This is a genomic window from Streptomyces katrae (assembly GCF_000717655.1).
GTDB lineage: Bacteria > Actinomycetota > Actinomycetes > Streptomycetales > Streptomycetaceae > Streptomyces > Streptomyces katrae_B.
In genome coordinates, this window is the sequence record NZ_JNZY01000022.1 from 67,691 (window position 1) to 89,713 (window position 22,023).

Annotated in this window: 17 protein-coding genes and 1 tRNA gene; 6 read left to right on the forward strand and 12 right to left on the reverse strand. The window is 72.4% G+C overall.

Translation table 11 applies throughout. The annotated features are described in order from the left end of the window. Positions 1–55 precede the first annotated feature (55 nt). From IF09_RS0124750 to IF09_RS45765, 5 genes are all read left to right on the forward strand, one after another. The gene (locus IF09_RS0124750) at positions 56–1,834 is read left to right on the forward strand and encodes a hypothetical protein (RefSeq protein ID WP_158710038.1); all 1,779 of its coding nucleotides are present in this window, start codon (positions 56–58) and stop codon (positions 1,832–1,834) included. Beyond that, entirely contained in the window at positions 1,824–3,281 is a 1,458-nt protein-coding gene (locus tag IF09_RS0124755; RefSeq protein ID WP_063607420.1) for an amidase, read from the forward strand. The genes IF09_RS0124750 and IF09_RS0124755 overlap by 11 nt, the downstream gene beginning before the upstream one ends. Then, on the forward strand, positions 3,278–4,849 hold the full coding sequence (locus tag IF09_RS0124760; protein ID WP_078613427.1) for a glutamine synthetase family protein: 1,572 nt from the start codon (positions 3,278–3,280) through the stop codon (positions 4,847–4,849). The genes IF09_RS0124755 and IF09_RS0124760 overlap by 4 nt, the downstream gene beginning before the upstream one ends. 108 nt (positions 4,850–4,957) lie before the next feature. Next, the gene (locus IF09_RS45760; RefSeq protein WP_051832839.1) at positions 4,958–5,620 is read left to right on the forward strand and encodes a hypothetical protein; all 663 of its coding nucleotides are present in this window, start codon (positions 4,958–4,960) and stop codon (positions 5,618–5,620) included. Next, positions 5,620–6,843: an MFS transporter gene (locus IF09_RS45765; RefSeq protein WP_051832840.1), complete on the forward strand. Its 1,224-nt coding sequence runs from the start codon at positions 5,620–5,622 to the stop codon at positions 6,841–6,843. Before IF09_RS45760 ends, IF09_RS45765 begins: the two co-directional genes overlap by 1 nt. Before the next feature lie 41 nt (positions 6,844–6,884). Here the strand turns inward: IF09_RS45765 and IF09_RS0124775 are convergent, their stop codons facing one another. The 11 genes from IF09_RS0124775 to IF09_RS0124830 form a co-directional block, all read right to left on the reverse strand. Next, positions 6,885–8,084: a GNAT family N-acetyltransferase gene (locus IF09_RS0124775; protein WP_030299259.1), complete on the reverse strand. Its 1,200-nt coding sequence runs from the start codon at positions 8,082–8,084 to the stop codon at positions 6,885–6,887. 52 nt (positions 8,085–8,136) lie between these two features. Beyond that, positions 8,137–9,186 carry a methyltransferase gene (locus IF09_RS41920; protein WP_030299261.1) on the reverse strand — a complete coding sequence of 350 codons (1,050 nt, stop codon included), beginning with the start codon at positions 9,184–9,186 and terminating at the stop codon, positions 8,137–8,139. After that, the gene (locus IF09_RS41925; RefSeq protein ID WP_051832841.1) at positions 9,183–10,094 is read right to left on the reverse strand and encodes a TauD/TfdA family dioxygenase; all 912 of its coding nucleotides are present in this window, start codon (positions 10,092–10,094) and stop codon (positions 9,183–9,185) included. The genes IF09_RS41920 and IF09_RS41925 overlap by 4 nt, the downstream gene beginning before the upstream one ends. After that, on the reverse strand, positions 10,095–11,432 hold the full coding sequence (locus IF09_RS0124790; protein ID WP_030299264.1) for a biotin carboxylase N-terminal domain-containing protein: 1,338 nt from the start codon (positions 11,430–11,432) through the stop codon (positions 10,095–10,097). A gap of 20 nt (positions 11,433–11,452) precedes the next feature. Then, complete coding sequence (locus IF09_RS0124795) at positions 11,453–12,214, reverse strand: metallophosphoesterase (RefSeq protein WP_030299265.1); 762 nt, start codon at positions 12,212–12,214, stop codon at positions 11,453–11,455. Then, complete coding sequence (aepY, locus tag IF09_RS0124800; protein ID WP_030299266.1) at positions 12,211–13,323, reverse strand: phosphonopyruvate decarboxylase; 1,113 nt, start codon at positions 13,321–13,323, stop codon at positions 12,211–12,213. The genes IF09_RS0124795 and aepY overlap by 4 nt, the downstream gene beginning before the upstream one ends. Further along, positions 13,320–14,174 carry an isocitrate lyase/phosphoenolpyruvate mutase family protein gene (locus tag IF09_RS0124805; RefSeq protein ID WP_051832842.1) on the reverse strand — a complete coding sequence of 285 codons (855 nt, stop codon included), beginning with the start codon at positions 14,172–14,174 and terminating at the stop codon, positions 13,320–13,322. The genes aepY and IF09_RS0124805 overlap by 4 nt, the downstream gene beginning before the upstream one ends. Next, on the reverse strand, positions 14,174–14,875 hold the full coding sequence (locus IF09_RS0124810; RefSeq protein WP_051832843.1) for a class I SAM-dependent methyltransferase: 702 nt from the start codon (positions 14,873–14,875) through the stop codon (positions 14,174–14,176). Before IF09_RS0124810 ends, IF09_RS0124805 begins: the two co-directional genes overlap by 1 nt. 95 nt (positions 14,876–14,970) lie before the next feature. Continuing rightward, positions 14,971–17,154 carry an asparagine synthase (glutamine-hydrolyzing) gene (gene asnB, locus IF09_RS0124815; protein WP_063607421.1) on the reverse strand — a complete coding sequence of 728 codons (2,184 nt, stop codon included), beginning with the start codon at positions 17,152–17,154 and terminating at the stop codon, positions 14,971–14,973. 539 nt (positions 17,155–17,693) lie between these two features. After that, positions 17,694–17,767, reverse strand: a tRNA-Pro gene (locus IF09_RS0124825). A gap of 165 nt (positions 17,768–17,932) precedes the next feature. After that, positions 17,933–18,871: a metallophosphoesterase gene (locus IF09_RS0124830; RefSeq protein WP_030299273.1), complete on the reverse strand. Its 939-nt coding sequence runs from the start codon at positions 18,869–18,871 to the stop codon at positions 17,933–17,935. A gap of 67 nt (positions 18,872–18,938) precedes the next feature. Between IF09_RS0124830 and IF09_RS0124835 the strand changes: the two genes are divergently transcribed. Further along, entirely contained in the window at positions 18,939–19,400 is a 462-nt protein-coding gene (locus IF09_RS0124835) for a GatB/YqeY domain-containing protein (RefSeq protein WP_030299274.1), read from the forward strand. 65 nt (positions 19,401–19,465) lie between these two features. Here the strand turns inward: IF09_RS0124835 and IF09_RS0124840 are convergent, their stop codons facing one another. Beyond that, positions 19,466–21,754, reverse strand: coding sequence for a transglycosylase domain-containing protein (locus IF09_RS0124840; protein WP_030299275.1), 2,289 nt, complete (start codon positions 21,752–21,754; stop codon positions 19,466–19,468). Between the last annotated feature and the right edge of the window lie 269 nt (positions 21,755–22,023).

A 22,023-nucleotide genomic window follows, 5' to 3' on the forward strand; every position in this document is an offset into this window, starting at 1 on the left:
GCGGGGTCGGCCGTCCTTCCCCGATCCCGAACCGCCGTCGAATGACGTTCCGTAGGTGACGACAATGCAGCTGAAGACGCCCGGATTCGATGCCCAGGTCAAGGCGGCCGCCGAGCGGGCGCGTGCCTGCGGCCTGGCCGCCGACGCGATACGGATAGCGGCCACCCTCGACGGGATGGTCCCCGAGCAGGTCGGCCGAGCGGCCATGGGGCTCGGCGAGCGCGTGTACACGGAGATCGCCGAGTCCCAGGTGGCCGGTTTCGCTCCGACCGGCGGACCCGAGGCCGGGGACGGGGCCGATGGCCCGGCCCGCGCCGGAGCCGGCACCGGCGCCGACAGCGCCGCCGGGGACCTGCTGGTGCTGACCGGGACCGGGCGGCTGCGCGTCGTCCCGGCCGGTACGCAGCCCGCCGGCGGCGAGGACGGCGAGCCGCTCGGCACCCTCAAGTGGCAGTCCCGGCCGGAGTCCCTGGGCCGGCTGTGGACCCTGGCCCAGGACGTCCAGCGGCTGCAGTTCGAGGAGATCCACCGCTGGCTCGCGCAGCAGGGCGCCGAGCCGGTCCGCGAGCGGATCGACGCCGTCGCGCACGCCCTGGTCCACATGGCCCCGGTGCTGCTGTACGTCGGCGACCGCTTCTACAGCAACCTCGGCAAGTTCAGCAATCTGCCCGGGCGTTCGATGGCTCCGGGGGCCGAAGGGTCCGTGCTCACCGCGCTCCGGGAGACCCCGGCCGCGCACTGGTCCCCCGAGGACGCCACCTTCGTCGTGTGCATGTACGCGCTCATCAGCTCGGGTTCCCCGGTCCGGGCCGAAGAGTTCAACGGCGTACAGCTGGCCCCGGACCGGCTGTCGGACTTCCTCCGCGAGCGCATCGAGGCGTACGGGGCCGAGCTCCCGGACCTCGCCGGCGAGCCGACGGGCGCCGCGCTCGACGCCCTGGCCGCCGCCTGCGCGGGCGGGCGGGCGGAGCTGTTACGCCGCGGCGCCGTGTTCTACCGGGAGATCAACGGCGCCTCCCTGCACAAGCGGGAGCGGATCATGGCCGAGCCCCTGGGCTGGGACGAGCTCCCGGCGCCGGTGGCGGGCCTGCTCTCCGGCGTCGCGGGCCGGCCCTTCCCCGTCGCGGCCTCGCCCGAGACGGTGCGGGCGTACGCCGAGGAGGCCGTGGAGCGCGTCCTGCGGCTGGCCCCGCCCGCCGGGTTCACCAGCGCGTACGAGGGGTTCCTCCACCGGTTCTTCGAGACGCTGGCCGACGCCCTGGACTGCGACGTCGTGATGGGCCGCGGCCCCAAGAGCGTCGCCGTGCTGCACAGCGACCACCCGGCCGAGGACCGGATAGCCCTGGCCACCCGCGACTTCTACTGCTGCGTCGCGCCCGGCGGCGCCTTCGCGCGGAAGTTCGCCGACGACCGGTCCGCACTCGCCCGGACCCTGTCCGCGTACAGCGCGCGGATGCGCTACAACACCTGGCACTACCTGCCGCACAGCATGTCCTGGACCGAGGAGTCCCCGGGCCGCGACGACTGGTTCTTCGCGCCGATGACGGCCGACATCACCAACTGGTCCGACCAGCACCACACCGGACACGTCACGTTCGGCGTCCGGCACGCCCTGCGCGTCCCGCTCGGCATCGTGCTGGAGGGCGCGTACCGTCCCGGCCTGTACGACCTGCGGCTGCTGCGCACCTCCGGCGCCGAGTTCGAGCTGCACCACCTGCGGGCGGCCATGGTGACGGGCCGGATCCAGGCGCTGCTGCACCAGGCGGCCGCCGACCGGGGCCTGGAGGTCGGCGACTTCGACAACGGCTGGTACCGGGCCTTCCATGGCTCCTGAGCTGCAGTACGCCGACATCCGCAGCCTCCGCGCGGCGTACGGGGACGGCAGCCTGCTGCCCTCGGAGCACCTGGCCGCCACCTTCGCGCTGCTGGACCGGTGGGAGCCGCGGATCGGGGCGTTCCTGACCCTCGCCCGCGAGCGCGCCACGGCCGAGGCCGAGGCCGCGGACCGGCTGCTCCACCGGTACGGGAAGTCCGTCTGGGCGGACCGGCCGCTGCTCGGCATGCCCGTCTCGGTCAAGGACCTGACCCCGACGGAGGGCGTCCGGACCACCCGCGGCTCCCTGCTGCACGCCGACGCCGTGCCCCGCCGGGACGCACCGGCCGTGGCCCGGCTGCGGGCCGCGGGCGCCGTGGTCATCGGCAAGACCAACACCACCGAGGGCGGGTGGAGCGCGGCCGGGGTGAACCGGCTGCAGGGTCCGACGCGCAATCCGTGGGATCCCGCCCGTACGCCCGGCGGGTCCAGCGCCGGTGCGGCCGCCTCGGTGGCCGTGGGCATCGGCGTGGGCGCCACCGGCACCGACGGCGCCGGGTCGATCCGCATCCCCGCGTCGTTCTGCGGGGTCGTCGGGTTCAAGCCCTCGCTGGGCCGGATCCCGTACGTCCCGCAGAGCCCGGAGGAGCTGTCCCACCTGGGGCCGCTGACCCGGACGGTGGCCGACGCGGCCCTGCTCACGCAGGTGATGTCCGGCTACGACGCGGGCGATCCGCTGTCCTTCGGGGTGCCCGGCGAGCCGACCGGGGACCCCGAGGCCGCGGCCGGGCGGCTCCCGCGGCTGCGCATCGGCTGGATCCCCTCGCTGGGCGATCCCGCGCCGCAGCCCGGCATCGCGGCCGCCGCCCGGCGTGCCGTCGAGGCGCTGGCCGCCCGGGGGCACACGGTCGAGGAGATCCCGCCGCCGTTCGAGGACCCGTACCCGGCGCTGGAGACGATCCTGGCGGGCTGGGAGGCGGCTGCCCACACGCGCGACCTGGACGAGGTCGCAGACCGCCTCGACCCGGGCCGGCTCGAGGTCATCCGGTACGGGCGCGGGCTGAGCGCCGCCCGGCTGGCCAGGGCGTACGAGACGCGGGCCGTGCTGCGGGCCCGCAGCCAGGCCCTGATGGAGCGGTACGACCTGCTGGCCATGCCGACCGTGGCCATCGAGCCGTTCGCCGCCGAGCTCCACGAGCCGCCGGACCCGGTCCGCAAGGGCGCCCTGTCCTGGCTGGCGTGGGCGCCCGAGGCCTACACGTTCAACCTGACCGGCCAGCCCGCGGTGTCCGTCCCGGCGGGCCGCTCGCCCGGGGGCCTGCCCGTCGGCCTGCAACTGGTGGGCGGCCGCCATGACGACCTGCGGGTCCTGGCCGCCGCGTACCAGCTGGAACAGGCGCACCCCTGGCACCACGAGTACGCAGCACTCACCGCACCACGCCCGGAAACCGAAGGGGAACCGACATGACGAAGCCCACCACCGCGCGGGAAGCCGGCGAGCGCCGCTACGCCCGCTTCGCCACCGGCAGCGTCGGCTTCGTCGAGCGGCACGGCCTGTGGAACGCGGAGCAGCGGTCCGCGGCGGACGCCCTGGAGGAGACCCTGTCGGGCCTCGAGTTCGTCCGGGTCGGCTTCGGCGACCCGCACGGGCTGATGCGCTCCAAGACCCTCACGGTCGACGCCTTCCGCACGGCGCTGCGCAACGGCATCGACATGAGCCCCGGCCCGTTCGTCTTCGACACCGGCCACGCCGTGGGCGTCGACTTCTTCGCTCCCGGCGGCGGGATCGGCATCCCCGAACTGACCGGCGCCGGCGACTTCCTGATCGTCCCCGACCCGCTCACCTTCAAGGTGCTGCCGTACACCGAGGCGGCCACCGGCTGGGTCATCGCCGACGAGTACCTGCGCGACGGCAGCGCCCACCCGCTCTCCAGCCGGGCCGTGCTGCGCCGCCAGTGCGCCCGGGCCGCCGAGCGCGGCCTGAGCTACGTCGTCGGCCTGGAGGTGGAGTGGTACGTGACCCGGCTGGCCGGCGCCCGGGAGCACGGCCCGGCGGCCGCCTCGGCCACGGCCGCCGCGGCGGTCGGCGGGTTCGGCGTGCAGGGTGAACCGCCCGCCGTCGAACCGGTCAACAGCGGCTACCAGTTCAACCTCGACACCTTCACCGACGGCCTCATGCACGTCATCACCCCGCTGGCGCGCGCCCTGCGCGAGCTCGGCCTGCCGCTGCGCACCGTCGAGCACGAATCGGGGCCGGGCCAGCTGGAGTTCACCTTCAGCCCGATGAACGGCCTCGACGCCGCCGACGCCATGCTGCTCTTCCGTACGGTCGCCAAGCAGATCTGCGCCCGCCTCGGCCACCACGCCTCGTTCATGGCGCTGCCCCGGCTGGAGCGCTTCGACCCGAGCGGCTGGCACCTGCACCAGTCGCTGTTCGACACGGCCGCCGACCGCAACGCCTTCGTACCCCGGGAGGGCACGGCCCTGCTGTCGCACGAGGGGCTCGGCTACGTCGCCGGGCTCCTCGAACACGCCGCGGACATCGCGCTGTTCGCCATCCCGACCGTCAACGGGTACCGCCGGCTCGACGAGCAGTTCTCGCTCTCCCCGGACCGGGTCGTGTGGAGCGCCGAGAACCGGGGAGCCCTGGTCCGCGTGCTCGGCGGCCCCGGCGAGGAGTCCACGCACCTCGAGAACCGGATCGGCGAGCCCTGCGCCAACCCGTACCTCTACCTCGGCTCGCAGCTCGCCGCGGGCCTCGACGGCATCGAGCGCGGGCTGCGGCCGGGCGGTCTCGCGCAGGACCCGCACGCCCCCACGGAGGCGGCCCTGCCGCGCGACCTGGCCGAGGCCGTGGCCGCGATGGAGGGCAGCGCCCTGGCCCGGGACCTGCTGGGCAAGCCGCTCCACGACTGCCTCGCGCAGCTCAAGCGCAGCGAGGTGGCGCGGTTCGGCGCCTGGCTGGCCGGCTCGGGTCCCGCCGGGCCGGGCGAGACCACCGTATGGGAACACCGTGAGTACTTCGGCGCCTACTGACGCGGGCCGCCGGGGACGGTCAGGGACCCGGCCGGACCACCGCATGACTTCCGTACGGCGACGGCCCGTGGCGGACCTTCCGAAGGGATATGAACAGTGATCGTTGCGATGGACGGACCCGACGGCGCGGGCAAGAGCACGCAGGTCAAGCGGCTGCGGAGCTGGGCCGAGAGCCAGGGCCTGTCGTTCCGCGTCGTGGGCAAGTGGCAGGTCTTCGAGGAGGCGGAGGTACCGCAGGCCCGTTTCCTGCGCGGCACCGGCCTCGACGAACTGCGCGTCTGCATCGCCGAGATGCCCAACCCGGCCCGGATGCTCTTCCTCGGCTGGCTCAACACCCTGGCCGCGGAACGCGCCCGCGCCGCCGAGGCGGACCTCGTCGTCCTCGACGGCTACTGGGTCAAGCACGCCGCCACCGAACTGCTGGCGGGCTGCCCCCAGTCCCTCGTGGACGCGATCGTGGACGCCATGGCGCCGGTGGACACCGTCGTCTTCTTCGACGTCACGCCCGAGGAGGCGCTGCGCCGCAAGAAGAGCGACATCACCCCGTACGAATGCGGCCGCGACCCGCAGTGCCGGCCGGAGAGCTTCCTGGCGCACCAGACGGCCACCCGTGCGGTCATGCTCGACTGGGCGGCCCTGCGCGGCTGGGACGTCGTACGGGCGAACACCGCCGAGGCCGCGGCGCAGCAGCTGCGCAAGCTGCTCGCGCCCAAGCTGGGAGTCGAGGTCAACCCCCGTCCCGCGGGCGCCGACGCCCCGGCCGGACACTGATGCTGCGCGACGGGCAGGGCCTGCGGCGCGGTCTGGCGGCCGCGCTGTTCGTCCGCTACCTCGGGGCGGGCAGCTGGGCACCCCTCCAAGTCCTGTTCTTCGTCCGCTCCGTGGGCCTGTCCACCGGCAACGTCGTCATGGGGCTGACGGCGGCCGGGCTGGCGGGCCTCGTCGCCGGGCCCGTCGTCGGCCGGCTCGCCGACCGGTTCGGGCCGCGCGAGGTGGGCATCGCCGGCCTGGTCGCCCAGGCGGGCGCCGCGGGCGCACTGCTGCTGGTGGAGGGCATGCCCGGGTTCCTCGTGGTGATCACCCTGATCGCCCTGGGGCGCGGCGCGTTCCCCGCGATCAGCGGGGCGCTGATCGCGTACGTCGGCGGCGAGGACCGGGTCGCGTACCGGGCCCGGATCTACTCCCTGCAGAACCTCGCCATGGTTTCCGGCTCGCTGCTCGGCGGGCTGGCGCTGCAGGCCGACACCCGTACCGCCTATGTGATCGCGATCTGTGCCGACGTCGTCTCGTACCTCGTCGCCGCGCTGCTGGTGGCCCGGCTGCCGCACCTGCCGCCGGTGCCCAGGGAGCCGGGGGGCGCGCAGCGCTACGCCCTGGCCGACCGTCCGTTCCTCGCCGTCAGCATGCTCGCGGGGACCCTCGTCATGTTCGACGTCTTCATGACCGTGCTGATGCCGGTGTGGATCGCCGAGTACACGGACGCGCCGCGCTGGACCGTGTCGCTGGTCTTCGCGCTCAGCTGCGCGCTCGTGGTCCTGCTCCAGACCAGGGTCGCCAAGGGGGTCGAGACCCCCCGCGACGGTGCGCTGGCCATGCGGCGCAGCGGGCCGGTCATCGCCCTGGCCATGGGGCTGGTCTTCGCCGCCGCGCACGTGCCGATGTACGCGGCGATGGGGCTGATCCTGATCGGCACGGCGGCGCTGACCTTCGGGGAGATGCTGTTCACGGCGGGGGAGTACGCGCTGTCGTTCGGGCTGGCTCCCGAGCACGCCCAGGGCGAGTACCAGGGCGTGTTCTCCGTCGGGGTCGGCATCGGCGGGGCCGTGGCGCCGGCCGTGCTGAACGCGCTGTGCCTGAGCGCGGGCCCGCTGGGGTGGGTCGCGCTCGTCGCCATCATGGTCACGGCCGGGGCGGCGGTGCCGCCGGTGGCGGCGATCGCCGAACGCGGCCGGGCCCTGCGGGAGAAGGACCGGGAGCCCAGACCGGCCGGGTGAGCGTCGCGGCCGGCCTGGGCCCGTCTTCGGGTGGTGCGGTCCTACCGGCCGCGCGCGTCCACCAGCTGCGCCACCCGCGACTCGATCCCCGGATCGTGGGAGGCGAACTCCGCGCGGCGTGCCTTCTCCTCGGCGCGTACGCGGTCCAGGACCGGCCCGGTCCACGGGGCGTCGAGGACGACGCCCCACAGGGGCCGGAGGCGGGCGGCCCGGGACACCTTGGCCTGGAAGGCGTCGCAGCTCAGGTCCACGGAGCGGTAGCCGTGGGCCGCCGCGTACTGCACGGCCTCGTAGTAGGTGAGGTTGAAGTACAGCTTGGCCTCGCGGGCGATGGAGTCGTCCAGCCCGTGCGAGCGGGCGTACATCGTGTCCCCCCAGAAGAAGTACTGGGTGAAGCCCACCATCCGGTCGCCCTGGTAGGCCGCCAGGATCCGGCAGTTGTCGTCGAACAGCGTGGCCTGCTGGGCGAAGCGCTCCGACTCGCTCGCGTCCGTGACGGGATGGCCGTAGCGGATCAGCACCTGCGCGGAGAGCGGGCCGAGCAACTGGTGGCATTCGGAGAGGCGCTTCACCTCGGTACGGCAGCCGGCATCGGTGTAGCGGCGCATCTCCCGGCGGATGGACGTGAACTGGTGCGAGGTGAACCGCCTGCGGTACCCCTCCAGGCCGTCGGGGTCGACGGGCAGGACCGCGGTCGCGTCCATCATCACCACCTGGTCCCGCGGGCCCAGCAGCGGCAGCAGCCGCTCCACCGACTCGTCGGTGAGGTAGAGCAGGGCCGCCAGGGCGCCGTCGGCGGCGCCCAGGGCGCGGAAGCGGTCCAGTACGGTGCGCACGCCCGCCGTGGCGAGCGGCCCGGCGGTGCCCGGGGCGACGATCACCTCGCTGGTGTAGCCGAGGCGGGTGCCGCCGAGGAGCAGCGGGCGCTCGGGCGTGGCGGGCTCGGCGGCGCCGGGGAACAGGACGGCGGGATCGTAGAAGTGCGGGACCTTCCCGGTGAAGCGGTGGGTGGGCAGGCCGGCGACGTACGAGCCGCCCGAGGAGGCGACCAGGTGGCGGGAGCCGGAGTCGTGCAGCTCCTCGCCGTAGAGCAGCCAGCGGTGGCTCGAGTAGAGGGCGGCGTCACCGGCGAGTGCGTTCCACTCGTCGACGTCCGCGTCGCGTATCGAGGCGAGCTCGACGAGCTCCGGGCCCCGCGGGTCCTGCGTACCGTCGGCCACGCCGTCCGTCCCTGCCGTCACGCTGTGCGTCCTTCCCGATCATGAACTGATGCGCTGGTCGTCCCGGTCAGCTTCACCCGGACGCCCGGTCGAGGATGCGAAAGTCGGCCATTGCGTCGTCGATGCGCAGGTAGGCGAGCCGGGCGGCCGTCGCGCCGCGGCGGGCGTACATGCCGGCGGCGGCGGCGGTGAGTTCCCCGGGGTCGGCCTGAGGGTCGGTCTCCAGGTGGTCCGACACGGTCGTCTGGACGAGGTCGGAGTCGGCGTCCACCGCCATGCGCTCGGTCAGCGTGACCGTGAGGCCGTAGCCGTTCTCCGCGGCCCAGGCGCGCAGTTCGCCGCCGATGACGAGCTCCCGGTCCGCCTGGAGGAGGAGTCCGGTCAGATGGGCCGTCCCGCCCGCGCCCAGATGCCGGGGCAGTCCGGCCAGGACCCGGCGGCCGATGCCGAACCCGTCCTCGCCGCCTTCGTGGGCGGCCTCCTCGCCGCGGGCCGACAGGGTCGGCAGGAAGGGGATGTTGGCGATCACGCGGTCGTACGGCTCCACCCCGGCCGGGAGCGGGCCGTACAGGTCGCCGACGAGGACCTCGATCCGGTCGTCCATCCCGTTGATCTCCGCGTTGAGCCGGGCCACTTCGGCCGTCTCGGGCAGCAGCTCCACCAGCGTGGCCCCGGCCCCCCGCTGCGCGGCCACCAGTCCCTGGAAGCCCGGCCCGGAGCAGAGGTCGAGGACGCGGTCCCCCGCCCGGCAGCCGGTGCGGCGGGCCAGGGCGACGGAGTCCCGGCCGAAGTAGTGGCGCACGGGGAAGGGGCTCGGCGGCTCCGCGAAGAGCCACACCCCCGCGGAGCGGAACAGGCTGACGTCGACCAGCCGGACCTCGTCCCCGCGCCGGACGGCGACCCCGCTCTCGACCAGGGCGGGCAGCGCCTGCGCGAGGGCGGCCGGCAGCCGGTCGGCCGCCACGGGCTCCCCGAGCAGCAGGAACCCGGCGAGGGCGCGCAGCTCCCCGTCGAGGCCGCGGGTGGCGGCGGCCCATTGGAGGCGGTCCACCGAGTCCCCGGGGAAATCGGCCAGGAACTCGGCCAGCCCGGAGCGTTCGAGCGCGGTGACGAACCGCGTCACAGGACGGCCCCGGCCGCGGCGGCACCCTCGCCGTGTTCCGGGAGCCCGATCCAGGTGCGGAGCATCAGCCGGCCGCCGTCGACCGGCTCCTCGTCGTCGAACGCGGTCCGGCCGTGCACGATCGACCGGTTGTCGATGAAGATCATCTCGCCGGGCGCCAGCCGCCCGTGCGTCTGCAGATCCCGCCGGTCCAGCAGCGAGTCCAGCAGGTCCAGCGCCTTGACCTGCTCGGGCGTCAACGGCGGTACGTGCGGGTGCCGGTGCCCGATCTCGATGTAGTCCCGCAGGTAGTACATCCGCTCCCGGCCGCCCCTGAACTCCAGGACGGGACGCTCGGTCGTCAGCGGCACCCCCGGGGTGTCGTCCCGGGTGTCGAAGTGGACGGGCAGCCGCAGCGCCGCGAGCTCCTCGGGGTGGGCCCGCAGGATCTCCAGCAGATCGCTCACGTGCACCGTGACCAGCGCTCCGCCGCTGGAGGCCTGCCGGAAGCAGAACAGCGTGAAAATGTCCGGAAGCCGCCCCGGCCGGTGCGCCGCGTCCGTGTGCAGGCTGCCGCCCTGCCGGCTGTCCGAGTAGCGGCCCGTCGCCCCCTCGCCGAGTCGCACGCCCCGGTCCCGTACGTCCCGCAGCAGGGCCCCCGCACCGTCCTGCGGCAGCAGGTCCCCGGCCAGCCGGGAGACCGCCACCGTGAACCGGCGCGCCTGCTCCTCGGTGAGGTGGTCCAGGCCGCCGAGCACGAAGTACCCGGGCCGGGCGTCGAGGTGGCGGCGCACGTACTGCCGGATGCTCTCCCCGAACTCCCGGTACCGGTCCGCGCGTACGTCCTCCTCCCCGCTCTCGGCGACGGCCGTCGCCAGGGTGCGGTCGACGGGGTGGCGGACGGTCGAGAACGGATCGTTGCTGTTCATTCAGACTCCCAAGGCCTGGCTGCCGAGACGCTCCGGGACCAGTCCCGAACCGCGCAGCCACACGGCTATCTCTTCCGCGCAGTGCGCGACCCCCGAAACCCCGCTGCCCCCGACGGCCCGGAGCACCGCCCCGGCCGTCGCGCCGCGGCTGTCACCGCAGGCCAGGACCTGGGTGACGATGTTGTCGAGCACGACCGGCCTGCGCACGTCGAGGGCGCAGTTGTACGTCACCCCCGGCTCGGGGACCAGCTCCAGGGCGGTGATCCGGCCGGGCGCCCCGTCCGCCGCCGGCTCGATGAACAGGCGGGCCTCCAGACAGTGCGTGTCCCGGTCGACGCGGATGCGGCCGGGGGCGGGCGCCGCGCCCTGCGCGAGCTCCATCTGGAGGGCCACCACGTCCAGGCCGGTCTGCGCCTCGCACATCCGGTAGGCCAGCGGCAGCCGGCCGTTGACCTCCAGGAAGTAGTGGCCGCGGGCGCCGACGATGAACTCGACCGTCGCCACGCCCCGCAGCCCCATCCCGGTGACGAGCCGGGCCGTGTCCCTGCGCATCCGCTCCAGCAGCTCCGGCGCCACGCCCTCGACCGGGGAGGCCTCCAGCAGTTTCATGCTGCCGTCGACCAGCAGGCTCTCCCGCTCGCCGAGCGGGTGCACGGTCCCGGCGTCGTCGACGGCGACGGTGACCCCGACCACCCGCCCCTGCTCCACGTACCGCTCGGCGTACCAGTCGGTGCCCTCGCCGCCGACTGCGGCCGCGTGCCCGCCCGAGCCCCCGTCCCTGCCGTCGTCCTCGTCCCGGGCGATCAGGGCGAGTGCCTGCTCCGCCTCGGCCTCCGTCTGCACGATGCGCACGCCGAGGCCGCCGCAGCCGGTGACCGGCTTGAGGATGACGGGCAGTCCGATCTCCTTGACCAGCCCGGCTATCTGCCGGTGCCCCGTCGCGTGCGGCAGTACGGGCAGGCCGAGCCGGTCGGCGGTGGCGACCGCGTGGTCCTTGTCGCGGGCCGCCGCGAGCACCTCGGCCGTCGGCCCGATGAAGGAGATCCCGGCCGCGGCGAGCTGCCGGGGCAGCTCCGGGTCCTCCGCAAGAGCCCCGTAGCCCGGGTAGACCGCGTCGGCGCCGCAGCGCCGGGCCGCCTCGACGATCCGGCCCACGTGGTCGTACGTCTCCGCGAGCCCGGCGCCCTCGAGGTACTCGCACCCGTCTGCGGCGAGCGTGTGGAACCGCTGGGGGTCCGACAGGGCGACGACGGCGATCGGCGACCATCCCAGCGTGCGGAAGGTGTCGACGGCCCGGGCCGCGATCGCACCGCGGTTGGCGATCAGGACTCTTTTCATGGCCTGCTCTCAGCCTTCTCTCAGTGGTCGGGATGCGGCCGGCCGAGCGCCCGGTAGTGCGTGACCAGCCGCCGCCGGTCGTCGAGCACGTGGAACGCCAGCGCCGGGGCCAGCTCGTAGTCCACGGCGGGCCGGCCCTCGAAGGGCAGCGGGACGGTCGAGGCCACCCCGGGCGCCACCAGCAGCGGAAGGCCCGCGAACGTCGTGGCCGCGGCGACGTGCGCATGGCCGCACAGCAGGGCCACGACCTGCGGGTGCCGTTCCAGTACCGCGGCGAGGCGCTCCTCGCCGAACTGCCGGACCCGGTCCACGTACGGGGTGTGCAGGTCGACCGGCGGGTGGTGGAAGCAGACGAAGACGGGCAGTTCGCCGCCCTCGGCGGTCAGCGTCTCGTCGAGCCACCGCAGGGTCTGGTCGCTGAGCAGACCCTCGTCGCTGCCCGGGATCGTCGAGTCGCACAGCACGAACACGGCTCCGGGCGTGCGGACGACCTGGTTCAGCTCCTCGTCCTCCGGCTCGCCGTCGAGCAGGCCGGTGCGGAACGCACCGCGCTCGTCGTGGTTGCCGGGCAGGACCAGCACCGGGTACGGCAGGTCGAACAGCTTGCGGGCCTGCGCGTACTCGTCGGCCGTCCCGTGGTCGGCGATGTCCCCGGAGACGAGGACGGCGTCCAGGGGGCCGGGGAGGCCGCGCAGGTAGTCCATGACCGTCAGTGCGCGCTGCGTGGCGCGCTCCGAGAGGTCCAGGTGCAGATCGCTGACGTGGGCGATGACGGTGGTCACGGCAGGTCGTCCTTCCGGGAGGCGGTCGCCGCGGCCTGGAAGCGGGCCCTGACCTCGGCGTTGGTGTGCGCCGACGTTACCCGCGGCGGGGTGGCCCCACCCCTGCCGATGTGCAGGGCCACCAGGTGCGGGCCGGGCACCCCCTCGATCTCGGCCATGTGCGCGGTGACTTCCTTGGCCGTGCGGCAGACCCGTCCCGTGCGGTATCCGGCCGCGAGCGCCAACTCGTCCCAGCGCATGGCCACATCGCGGGTGCGCTGGCCGCCGGTGGAGTCGTACGCGCCGTTGTCGAGCACGAAGTGGGTCAGGTTCGCCGGGCGCCGCTCGCCGACGAGCGCGAGCCCGCCGAGGTGCATCACCGCCGCGCCGTCGCCGTCGATGACCACGACCTGCTGGTCGGGGCGGTTCAGGGCCGTGCCCAGGCCGAGCCCGATGGCGTGCCCCATGGAGCCCTGCATGTAGAAGTTCCGCGGGTTGTCGACGATCCCGAACAGCTCCCGGCTGATCATGCCGGTGGTGCTGTAGACCAGCGCGTCGCCCAGGTGACCGGCGATGGCGGACACCGCTTCCCGCCGGTCCATCTCCGCGTCCGAGGCGGCCGCCGGCACCGGATGGGCGTCGACGGTCTTCGCCGGTACGAGGACGACGAACGACCGGTTCTCGCGGCGGGCCTCCTCCGCGCGGTCGAGGAGCCCGCCCAGGCTCTCCTCGGCCGGGTCGAGGATGCCGTGGGCGACCCCGACGGACTCGAGCACGCCGATGGTCCCGGCGCCCATGGCCGCGTGGTGCGGCTCGTCGTCCTCGGCGCTCGGCCAGCCCCGCAGGCTGACGAAGAGCAGCAGCGGGATCTCGTACGCCATGGTCAGCGAGGTGAGCGGGTCGAGGAGATTGCCCAGCCCCGAGTTCTGGGCCAGCACCACGGCCCTGGTCCCGCCCAGCTCGGCGCCGGCGGCCATGGACAGGGCGATGCCTTCGTTGGGCGCCGGTACGTAGCTGTCCCGCTGCTCCAGCAGCGCGAACGGGCCCTTGAGGAAGGAGCAGGGAACCCCGCTGAAGAACCCGTACCCGCGGCGGTCCAGCTCCGCGCAGAAGAACTCGGCGCTGATCATGCGCTCCACTCCTCCCACCGGTTGACCTGCGTGAGACCGAACAGCTCCTTCATCGGGGCGATGGCGTCCTCGACCCCGCCGGTCCCGCCCTGCAGCCGGATCTCCCCGAGGACGTCGCGCATCGCGGAGACCGAGGCGCGCAGCGCGTGGTTCGCGTAGATCACCATCGAGACTCCCGCTGCCTGCGCCTCGGCGAGGTCCCAGTGCGGATAGGTGGTCGGTACGACGACCACGGGCGTACGGGCCTGCCAGACCTGGAGGAACTCCACGATCTCGGCCGGCGTGGACTCCTTGGAATGGATCAGGATGGCGTCGGCGCCCGCGTCCGCGTACAGGTGGGCGCGGCGCAGTGCCTCGTCGAGCCCGGCCCCGGCGATGAGCGCCTCGACCCGGGCGACGACGCTGAAGTCCCGGTCGGTCCGGGCCCGTACGGCGGCCTGGATCCGGCCGGCGAACTCGTCCGCGTCCTCGAGGTTCTGGCCGCCGCCGAGGAAGCTGTTCCGCTTGGGGAACACCTTGTCCTCGAGGCAGATGCCGCCGATGTCCGCCGCCTCGAACTGGCGGACCGTACGGACGACGTTGATGTTGCCGCCGAAGCCGGTGTCGCAGTCCGCCAGCAGCGGCAGCGAGGTCGCCTGGTTGACGTGCGAGGAGGCTTCGAGCAGCTCGGACATGGTCAGCAGGCCCAGGTCGGGCAGGGCCCGGGACGCGGAGATCTCGAAGCTCGACGCCCAAAGGCCGTCGAAGCCCGCCTCCTCGACGAGCAGGGCCGTCAGCGCGTCCCGGGATCCGACGATCCGCGCTATCTCTTCACGCTCCAGCAACTCGCGCAGTCGCGCCGCCTTCGACACTATTCCCCGGCCCTCTGCGCGAAGAGGCCGTGGTTGGTGCCGGCCACGTCCTCCCCGGGCAACTCGAAGACGCAGTGCCAGTGGAAGGAGCCCGGCTTGGCGTGCTCGGCGTCGGTGGCGCTGAGCAGCCGGAACCCCGCGTGCAGGCGCAGCAGGTCGGCCGCGTCCACGTACATGTGCGGATGCACCTTGTCGTCGGTGGCCCCGGGCTGGCGGAAGGTGTTCGGGCTCACCTCGTTGCCGCGCCCGTACTCCCCGTTGCGCTTGGAGAGCATCGTGGACTGGTAGATGCCGCCCGGGCGCAGCACGCGCCGGACCTCGTCGAGCACCTTCGCGAGTCCGGGCTCGTCGTTGTGGTAGACCACGTTGAAGGCGAGGACGTAGTCGAAGCTGTCGTCCGCGTACGGAAGTTCGCCGAAGTCGCCGACTTCGAGGCCGACCTGCACCCCGCGCTTGACGCTCTCGTCGCGGGCCGCCCGGACGGCGGCCTCGCTGGCGTCGGTGCCGGAGCTGGTGAACCCGGCCTCCGCGAACCAGAGGGCGTGCCGGCCGACGCCGCAGCCGAGGTCCAGTACGTCCACGGCGCCGAGCTTCTGCAGCCGGGCGGCCTCGTCCACGACCCACGGGTGCGGCCGCGACCAGTCGCCTGTGCGCCCGCTGTCGGTGCGCCAGACCTCGTCCCAGTAGAGATGGGCTGTCATCGGGGTGACCTCACTCGTGATTACTTCCGTACATCCACATCCGGATGCCGATTTCCAATGGGGGGACCGAACGGCGCGGTGCCCGCACCGCGTTCTCAGGCGCTGTCGACCGTCTCCAGCAGGCCCGCTTCAAGCGATCCGTCCAGCAGCGGTCGCATCGCGTCGAGCTCGCAGCCGGCGGCGGCGAGCGCCTCCGACAGCGGCCGGCGCCCGTCGAATCCACGCAGCAGCCGCAGCCAGTCCGCGTGGGTCAGGTGGTCGATGACGAACCGGATCCCGCCGTCGACCAGGACGTACGAGGTGTTCGCCTCCGCCGCGTCGTCGAGTACGAGCACGCCCTCGGCGAGGCGGAACACCGAGGTGTCCTCGATCCGCGCCTGCGGGAACAGCTCCTGGACCTCGGGGCCCTCGAAGTCCGTGACCTGCAGCTCGTACGGGGCGGGCCCGGACGGCGCCCGGCTGCCCGGGACGTCCACGGCCATCAGGTCGAGGAGGCCCAGGTTGACCACGCGCATCAGCAGTTCGACGTGCCCGGAGCTCTGGTCCCGCTCCAGCCGGCGCAGGGCGCGGTGGATGTTCGCGCCGTCGAGGTACTGGGCGGCGCGCGGCGAGGACAGGGCCTGCTCCACGAGCTCGTCCCCGTTCCGGCCGAGCATCCGGGTGAAGGTGCGGTGCGTGTGGCGCACGCCCTCGCCCTCGTAGAAGGCGAGCTTGGGCCGGCCGATCACCTCGGCGGGCAGGATGTCCCGTACGGCCTCGCGGATGACCTGCTTGTCCCAGAACAGCCGCTTGCGGTAGGAGCGCGGCACGGTCGCCAGCAGCTCGATGATCCGGTGGTCCAGGAAGGGGACGCGGGCCTCGACGCCGTTGCCGGAGGCGGTGCGGTCCTCGACCCAGAAGTTGTACTGCTGCATGTCCCGGAACTTCCAGGCCAGGTAGGAGCCGTACGGGTCGTCCACCGCGCCGGGTGCGTACGCGCCGACGGCGTCGTCGCTGAGCAGCGGCAGGTCGGTGCCCTCCCACCAGACGGAGACGGAGGACTGCGAGCCGAGGGCCTTGCGGCGGGCCATCGTGCGCAGGTTGCCCTCGAAGTCCTCCCAGTCGCCGCCGCCGGAGAGCGCGACGCTGTAGCCGCCGCTGAACTCGTCGGCGCCGGAGCCCAGCAGGATCGCCTTGAGCTCGGGCCGCTCGGCGCGGGCGAAACGATACATCTCGCTCTTGTAGAACTGCTCCGGCCCGCACTGCGGCGTCTCCATCAGCCACAGCAGGCGCCGCCACTCGTCGGGCGAGGGCACCCGGTCGGCCCGGAAGGCCACCTGGTGGTTGGGCAGTCCGAGCAGGTCGGCGGTGGCGCGGGCGTACTGCGCGTCCTTGTTGACGACGGTGGCGCCGGTCAGCGCGGAGAACGTGTGCAGCCCGGTGTGCGCCGCGAGGGCGGTGATGGCCGCGGAGTCGAGCCCGCCGCTGAGAAAGACGCCGATCTCGGCGTCGGCGATCAGGCACTCCCGCACGGAGGAGGCGAGCAGGTCGCCCATGCTCTGCACGAAGAAGCTCTCGGGGAGGGCGTCGGCTTCGGCCGGCGCGGGCAGCTCCCAGTACCGGTGCACGCGCGTGGCCCCGCCGCGCAGGCTGATGTCGACGATCGCCCCGGACGGCACGTGATCCACGCCCTTGAACCAGCTGACGGGCTCGTCGTCGGTCATCACCGGCGCGGAGCTGAGCCCCTGGTCGGCGAGGGCACGCGCCCAGTCGAGCTCGCGCGGACAGTCGGGGTGCGCGAAGAGGGCCTTGACCTCGGAGCCGAAGAGCACGGTGTCGCGGTTGCGGTGGACGAACAGCGGCTTGATGCCGAGCCGGTCACGGGCGAGCAGCAGCCGCTGCTCCCGCAGGTCGATGACGGCGATGCCGAACATCCCCCGCACGTCGTCAAGAAACGCGAGCCCCTTCTCCAAGTACAGGTGAAGCAGGACCTCGCAGTCACTCTCACTCCGGAAGCGAACCCGCCCCTCGAACCCCTTCCGCAACTCGCGGTAGTTGTAGATCTCCCCGTTCGCCGCGAGGATGACGTTCCCGTCCTCGCTGATGAACGGCTGCCGTCCGCCCTCGGGGTCGATCAGCGCGAGCCGTGTGAAGGACATGCATGCCGGCCCGGTGTGGTGGAACTGCATGTCGTCCGGCCCGCGCGGCCGCAGCGCATGGGCCATGTCGCGGAGAATTGCGTCGGCCGACCCCGCGAGGGCGCTTCCGTCGGTGTGGGCGAATCCTGCAATTCCGCACATATGGCTTCCGATTCCCCTGTGACGTGGTGACTGGAGCGGACATGCCACGCCCCCCGGTCCGGGAGGCGTGGCATGTGGGTCGCTACTAGCGGACAGCGGCGACGATGGTGCCCTGGTCGACCTTCTTGGCCTCCGGCTTGATGTAAACCTTCATTTCTTTCACCTCCGCTCGGCGTCAGTGGTCATTTGCTGTTGAAGAGCATCCACCGCCCCGGTGTTGCCCCGGTGGCGCGAGGGTGGCGCCCGGGCGTCCCGGCCCGCGCGGGCGGCGTTGAGGCGCAGGTGGCCGACGAGATCCGGCTGGGTCCACAGGTCGCGGTGCCAGCCGACCGCCGGGGGGCGCAGCGGATCGGCACGAGGATCAAGGGGAAGTGCGGCGCGAAGTGATCGTCCTGGGCGAGCCACGCGTGCGACGGCACGGGGCGGTCTTGCCGGGCCCGGCCAAGATCGTCTCCCGGATTCCTGCCAGCCGGCCCCCGGAAACGCAGGAAGGGCCTGATCCACTGAGTGGATCAGGCCCTTGACCTGGTCTTACGAAGTCGGGGTGGCGGGATTTGAACCCACGACCTCTTCGTCCCGAACGAAGCGCGCTGCCAAGCTGCGCTACACCCCGATCGCCGCCTTGCAGCGTTTGCTGTCCTGGCGACATCGATTACTTTAGCGGACCCTCGGCCGGAGACGAAATCCGGTTTTCGCGAGGGGTGGGGCGGGGCCGGTCCGCCGTGACCCGCGCCGGGTCCGGGGCCGGGAAGGCGCAGGTCACCGGGGCGGGCGGCGGCTAGGCCTTCGGGGTCAGGGTGAGGAGCGTGGCCTCCGGGGGGCAGGCGAAGCGGACCGGGGTGTAGCGGTTCGTGCCGCAGCCCGCCGAGACGTGGAGGTAGGCCCGCTTGCCGTCCGTCTCGTACGTGGAGAGCCCCTTCACCCGCTTCGTGTCCAGGTCGCAGTTGGTGACGAGCGCCCCGTAGAAGGGGATGCACAGCTGACCGCCGTGCGTGTGCCCCGCCAGGATCAGCGGGTACCGGTCCGCGGTGAAGGACTCCAGCACCCGCAGGTACGGGGCGTGCACGACGGCCATCGAGAAATCGGCGTCCACCTCCGGCCCGCCCGCGACCCGCTCGTAGCGGTCGCGCTTGATGTGCGGGTCGTCCAGGCCGGTGAAGGCCAGCTCCAGGTCGGGCAGTTTCAGGCGGCCGCGCGTGTTGCTGAGGTTCACCCAGCCCGCCGCGTCGAAGGCGTCCCGCATCTCCTCCCACGGGTTGTGCACGGCGCCGACGACCGGCTTGTTGCCGTTCAGCCCGTGCCGCCCCTGGACCTTCTCGATCAGGTAGCGCCCGGGGTTGCGCAGCCGCGGCCCGTAGTAGTCGTTCGACCCGAAGACGTACACGCCCGGGAAGGACATCAGCGGGCCCAGGGCGTCCAGCACCTCGGGGACGCCCTCGGTGTCGGAGAGGTTGTCGCCCGTGTTCACGACGAAGTCCGGGCGCAGGCCGGCCAGCGACTGGAGCCAGGCGCGCTTCTTGTGCTGCCCGCCGACCATGTGGATGTCGGAGACCTGGAGTACGCGCAGCGGGCGCATCCCGGCGGGGAGGACCGGCACGGTGACCCGGCGCAGTCGGAACGACCGCGCCTCGAAACCGGCGGCATAGGCCACACCGGCGGCCCCGACTGCCGCGATCGAAGCGGTGACCTTCAGGGGTGTTCCGTAACGCGCACGCATGGCCCCATGGTCGCAGACCCGGAAAACCGGCGGGCGCAACTGCCCCCGTACCTGGCAGACTCAGGTCATGACCACGCTCAAGGCCAAGCTCCAGGAAGACCTCACCACCGCCATCAGGGCGCGCGACGAGCTGCACTCGTCCACGCTGCGCCTGACCCTCGCTGCCATCACCAAGGAGGAGGTCGCGGGCAAGGAGGCGCGCGTGCTCTCCGACGACGAGGTCCTCAAGGTGATCGCCAAGGAGGCGAAGAAGCGCCGCGAGGCCGCGGACGCCTTCGCGCAGGGCGGTCGTCCCGAGCAGGCCGCGCGCGAGACGGCGGAGGGCGAGTTCCTCGACACCTACCTGCCCAAGCAGCTCAGCGACGAGGAGCTCGGCGCGATCGTGGCGCAGGCCGTCGAGGAGGCCAAGGCCGCGGGTGCCGAGGGGCCGCGGGCCATGGGTGCCGTCATGAAGATCGTGAACCCGAAGGTGGCCGGGCTGGCGGAGGGCGGCCGCGTCGCCGCCGCCGTCAAGAAGCACCTCGCATAGACGAGCGAAGGGAGGGCCCCGCTCGCGCGATGCGCGGGCGGGGCCCTCCCCTTTGTCCGTGCCGTCTACGGGCCCTCCGGGCCGCCGATGAAGCCCGGTTCCAGGCTGATGTCCGGGAACGGGTTGGTCGGGGTGCTGCCGCCCGTCGCACCGCCCGTGGCCCCATCTGTCGTCTGGCCGCCGGGGCGGCCGCCCGGCTTGCCGTCGCCGCCCGGCTTGCCGGGCTTCCCCGGCTTGTTCGGGATCGGGTTCGGGGTGGGACGGCCGCCACCGGCCGGGATCCCGCTCTCCGGGATGGTCACCGTGATGAAGTTCGGCGCCTCCCGGCCTTCCAGCGCGCCCGAGACCGCCTGCTTCCAGATCGGGCCGGGCAGCCCGCCGCCGTAGACCTTGTCGTAGTACTGGCCGCCGATGGTGATGTTCTCCATCGACACCTGCTTCGAGCCGCCCGAGCCGACCCACGTCGCGCCCGCCATGTTCGGCGTGTACCCGACGAACCAGGCGTTGTAGCGGCTGTCGGTGGTACCGGTCTTGCCCGCGTTCTGCCGGTCGGTCAGACCCGCGGCGGTACCCGTACCGGAGTCGATCACGCCGAGCAGCAGCGTGTTGACGGTGTCGGCCGTCTTCTCCGCCATCACCCGGTCGCACTGGGACTTCGGCACGGCCAGTGCCTTGCCGTGCGCGTCGGTGATGGACTCCAGGGCGACGGGGGTGCAGTACACGCCGCGGTTGGCGAAGGTCGCGTACGCGTTCGCCATGGTCAGCGGGGACATGCCCTCGGTGCCGAGCGCGATCGCCGGGACCTCGGGGAGCTTCGTGCCGTCGGCCGGGATCACGCCGAGCTTGGTGGTCATCTCGGTCACGGGGCAGAGCCCGAGCGCGTTGTCGGAGATCATCTCCACGAAGTACGTGTTGACCGACTTGGCCATCGCGTCCCTCATGCCGTACGGGCCGACCTCGGACTCCGACTCGTTCTCCACCCGGTCGTGCGAGGTGTTGACCCAGGGCTTGTCGCCGCAGGTCTGGACCGGGCTCGGGTACTCCATGTCGTGCGGGGACGGGTACGTCTTGCCCGCCGACACGCCGCGCTCCAGGGCGGCGGCCGCGACGAACGGCTTGAAGGTCGAACCGGTCGGGAAGCCGAAGTTCGATCCGCCCATCCGCTTGTCCACGGAGAAGTTGATCTGCGTCTCGTTCTTGCCGAAGCCGTACGGCTTGGACTGGCCCATGGCGAGCACCCGGCCGGTGCCCGGCTGCACCAGGGTCACGGCCGTGGCGACCTTGTCGTCCTGGTTGACGTGGTCCTTGATCGACTCGTTGACGGACTCCTGAGACTGCGGGTCCAGTGTCGTACGCACGGTCAGGCCGCCCTGGTTCCAGAGCTTGGCCCGCTCCTCGCGGGTCTTGCCGAACACCGGGTCGGTCAGGAACGTGTTGCGCACGTAGTCGCAGAAGAAGCCCGCGCCCTTGACCGCGGTGATGCAGCCGTTCTTCGGCCGCGTCACCTTCAGCGTCACCGGCTTCTTCTTCGCCTCGTCCGCCTCGGCCTGCGAGATGTCCTTCATGTCGGCCATCCGCTGGAGGACGACGTTGCGGCGCTTCATCCCCTCCTGCGCGTCGTTCACCGGGTCGAACCGGCTCGGCGACTGCACGACGCCCGCCAGCAGCGCCGACTCGTCGAGGGTCAGGTCCTTGGCCGGCTTGCTGAAGTAGCGCTGAGCGGCGGACTCGATCCCGTATGCCTGCTGGCCGAAGTAAGTGATGTTGAGGTAGTTCTCGAGGATCTTCTTCTTCCCGAGCTCCTCCTCGACCTGGATCGAGTACTTCAGCTCGCGGATCTTGCGGCCCAGGCTCTTCTCCTGCGCCTCGCGCACCTTGGTCTCGTCGTCGCCGGCCTCTTCGACGAACACGTTCTTCACGTACTGCTGCGTCAGCGTCGACGCGCCCTGCGCGGCTCCGCCTTCCTGCGCGTTGCGGTTGACCGCGCGCAGGATGCCCTTCAGGTCGACCGCGCCGTGCTCGTAGAAACGCGAGTCCTCGATCGCGACGATCGCCTTCTGCATGTACGGGGAGATGGCCGTGAGGGGCACCACCTGCCGGTCCCGTGAATAGACCGTGGCGATCAAGCCACCCTCGGCGTCCAGAATCGTCGTGCGCTGGCTCAGCGGCGGTGTCTTGAGATTGGCCGGGATCTCATCGAATCCCTCGACCGTGCCCTTGGCGGCGAGCCCCAGGGCGCCTGCGCCCGGGATCGCGATCCCGGCCAGCACAACTCCGGAGAGAACGGACACCCCGAGGAACTTGGCGGCCTGCTGCGGCCCCGTGAGCCCGGCGCCCGAGCGCTTCTTTCCCATGGAGGGCAGCCTACGTTCTCATTCACCGGACACGCGCGAATGCCTTGGCCTAAGCTGTCCCCAACTGTCACAGCAGTGCGGTGCGACATCAACCCCTCGGCTTGATTTTCACCCTTCCCGAATGGGGTGGACTTATGTCCGAATCTCGCCCCTCACTCCGACGGTCGCTCGTCCATGGTCCGCCGATTCCACCCGAATTGCCGGAATGGTCGGGCATGTCGCCGGATCACTCCGTCGGGTGATCTGCCGCTTACCCATAGTCCGTTCGG

Bases quoted from the DNA above. Each gene is read 5' to 3' on its own strand.
- IF09_RS0124755 (WP_063607420.1), top strand. From the start codon at position 1,824: ATGGCTCCTGAGCTGCAGTACGCCGACATCCGCAGCCTCCGCGCGGCG.
- IF09_RS0124760 (WP_078613427.1), top strand. From the start codon at position 3,278: ATGACGAAGCCCACCACCGCGCGGGAAGCCGGCGAGCGCCGCTACGCC.
- IF09_RS45760 (WP_051832839.1), top strand. From the start codon at position 4,958: ATGGACGGACCCGACGGCGCGGGCAAGAGCACGCAGGTCAAGCGGCTG.
- IF09_RS45765 (WP_051832840.1), top strand. From the start codon at position 5,620: ATGCTGCGCGACGGGCAGGGCCTGCGGCGCGGTCTGGCGGCCGCGCTG.
- IF09_RS41925 (WP_051832841.1), bottom strand. From the start codon at position 10,094: ATGAACAGCAACGATCCGTTCTCGACCGTCCGCCACCCCGTCGACCGC.
- IF09_RS0124790 (WP_030299264.1), bottom strand. From the start codon at position 11,432: ATGAAAAGAGTCCTGATCGCCAACCGCGGTGCGATCGCGGCCCGGGCC.
- aepY (WP_030299266.1), bottom strand. From the start codon at position 13,323: ATGATCAGCGCCGAGTTCTTCTGCGCGGAGCTGGACCGCCGCGGGTAC.
- IF09_RS0124810 (WP_051832843.1), bottom strand. From the start codon at position 14,875: ATGACAGCCCATCTCTACTGGGACGAGGTCTGGCGCACCGACAGCGGG.
- asnB (WP_063607421.1), bottom strand. From the start codon at position 17,154: ATGTGCGGAATTGCAGGATTCGCCCACACCGACGGAAGCGCCCTCGCG.
- IF09_RS0124830 (WP_030299273.1), bottom strand. From the start codon at position 18,871: ATGCGTGCGCGTTACGGAACACCCCTGAAGGTCACCGCTTCGATCGCG.
- IF09_RS0124835 (WP_030299274.1), top strand. From the start codon at position 18,939: ATGACCACGCTCAAGGCCAAGCTCCAGGAAGACCTCACCACCGCCATC.
- IF09_RS0124840 (WP_030299275.1), bottom strand. From the start codon at position 21,754: ATGGGAAAGAAGCGCTCGGGCGCCGGGCTCACGGGGCCGCAGCAGGCC.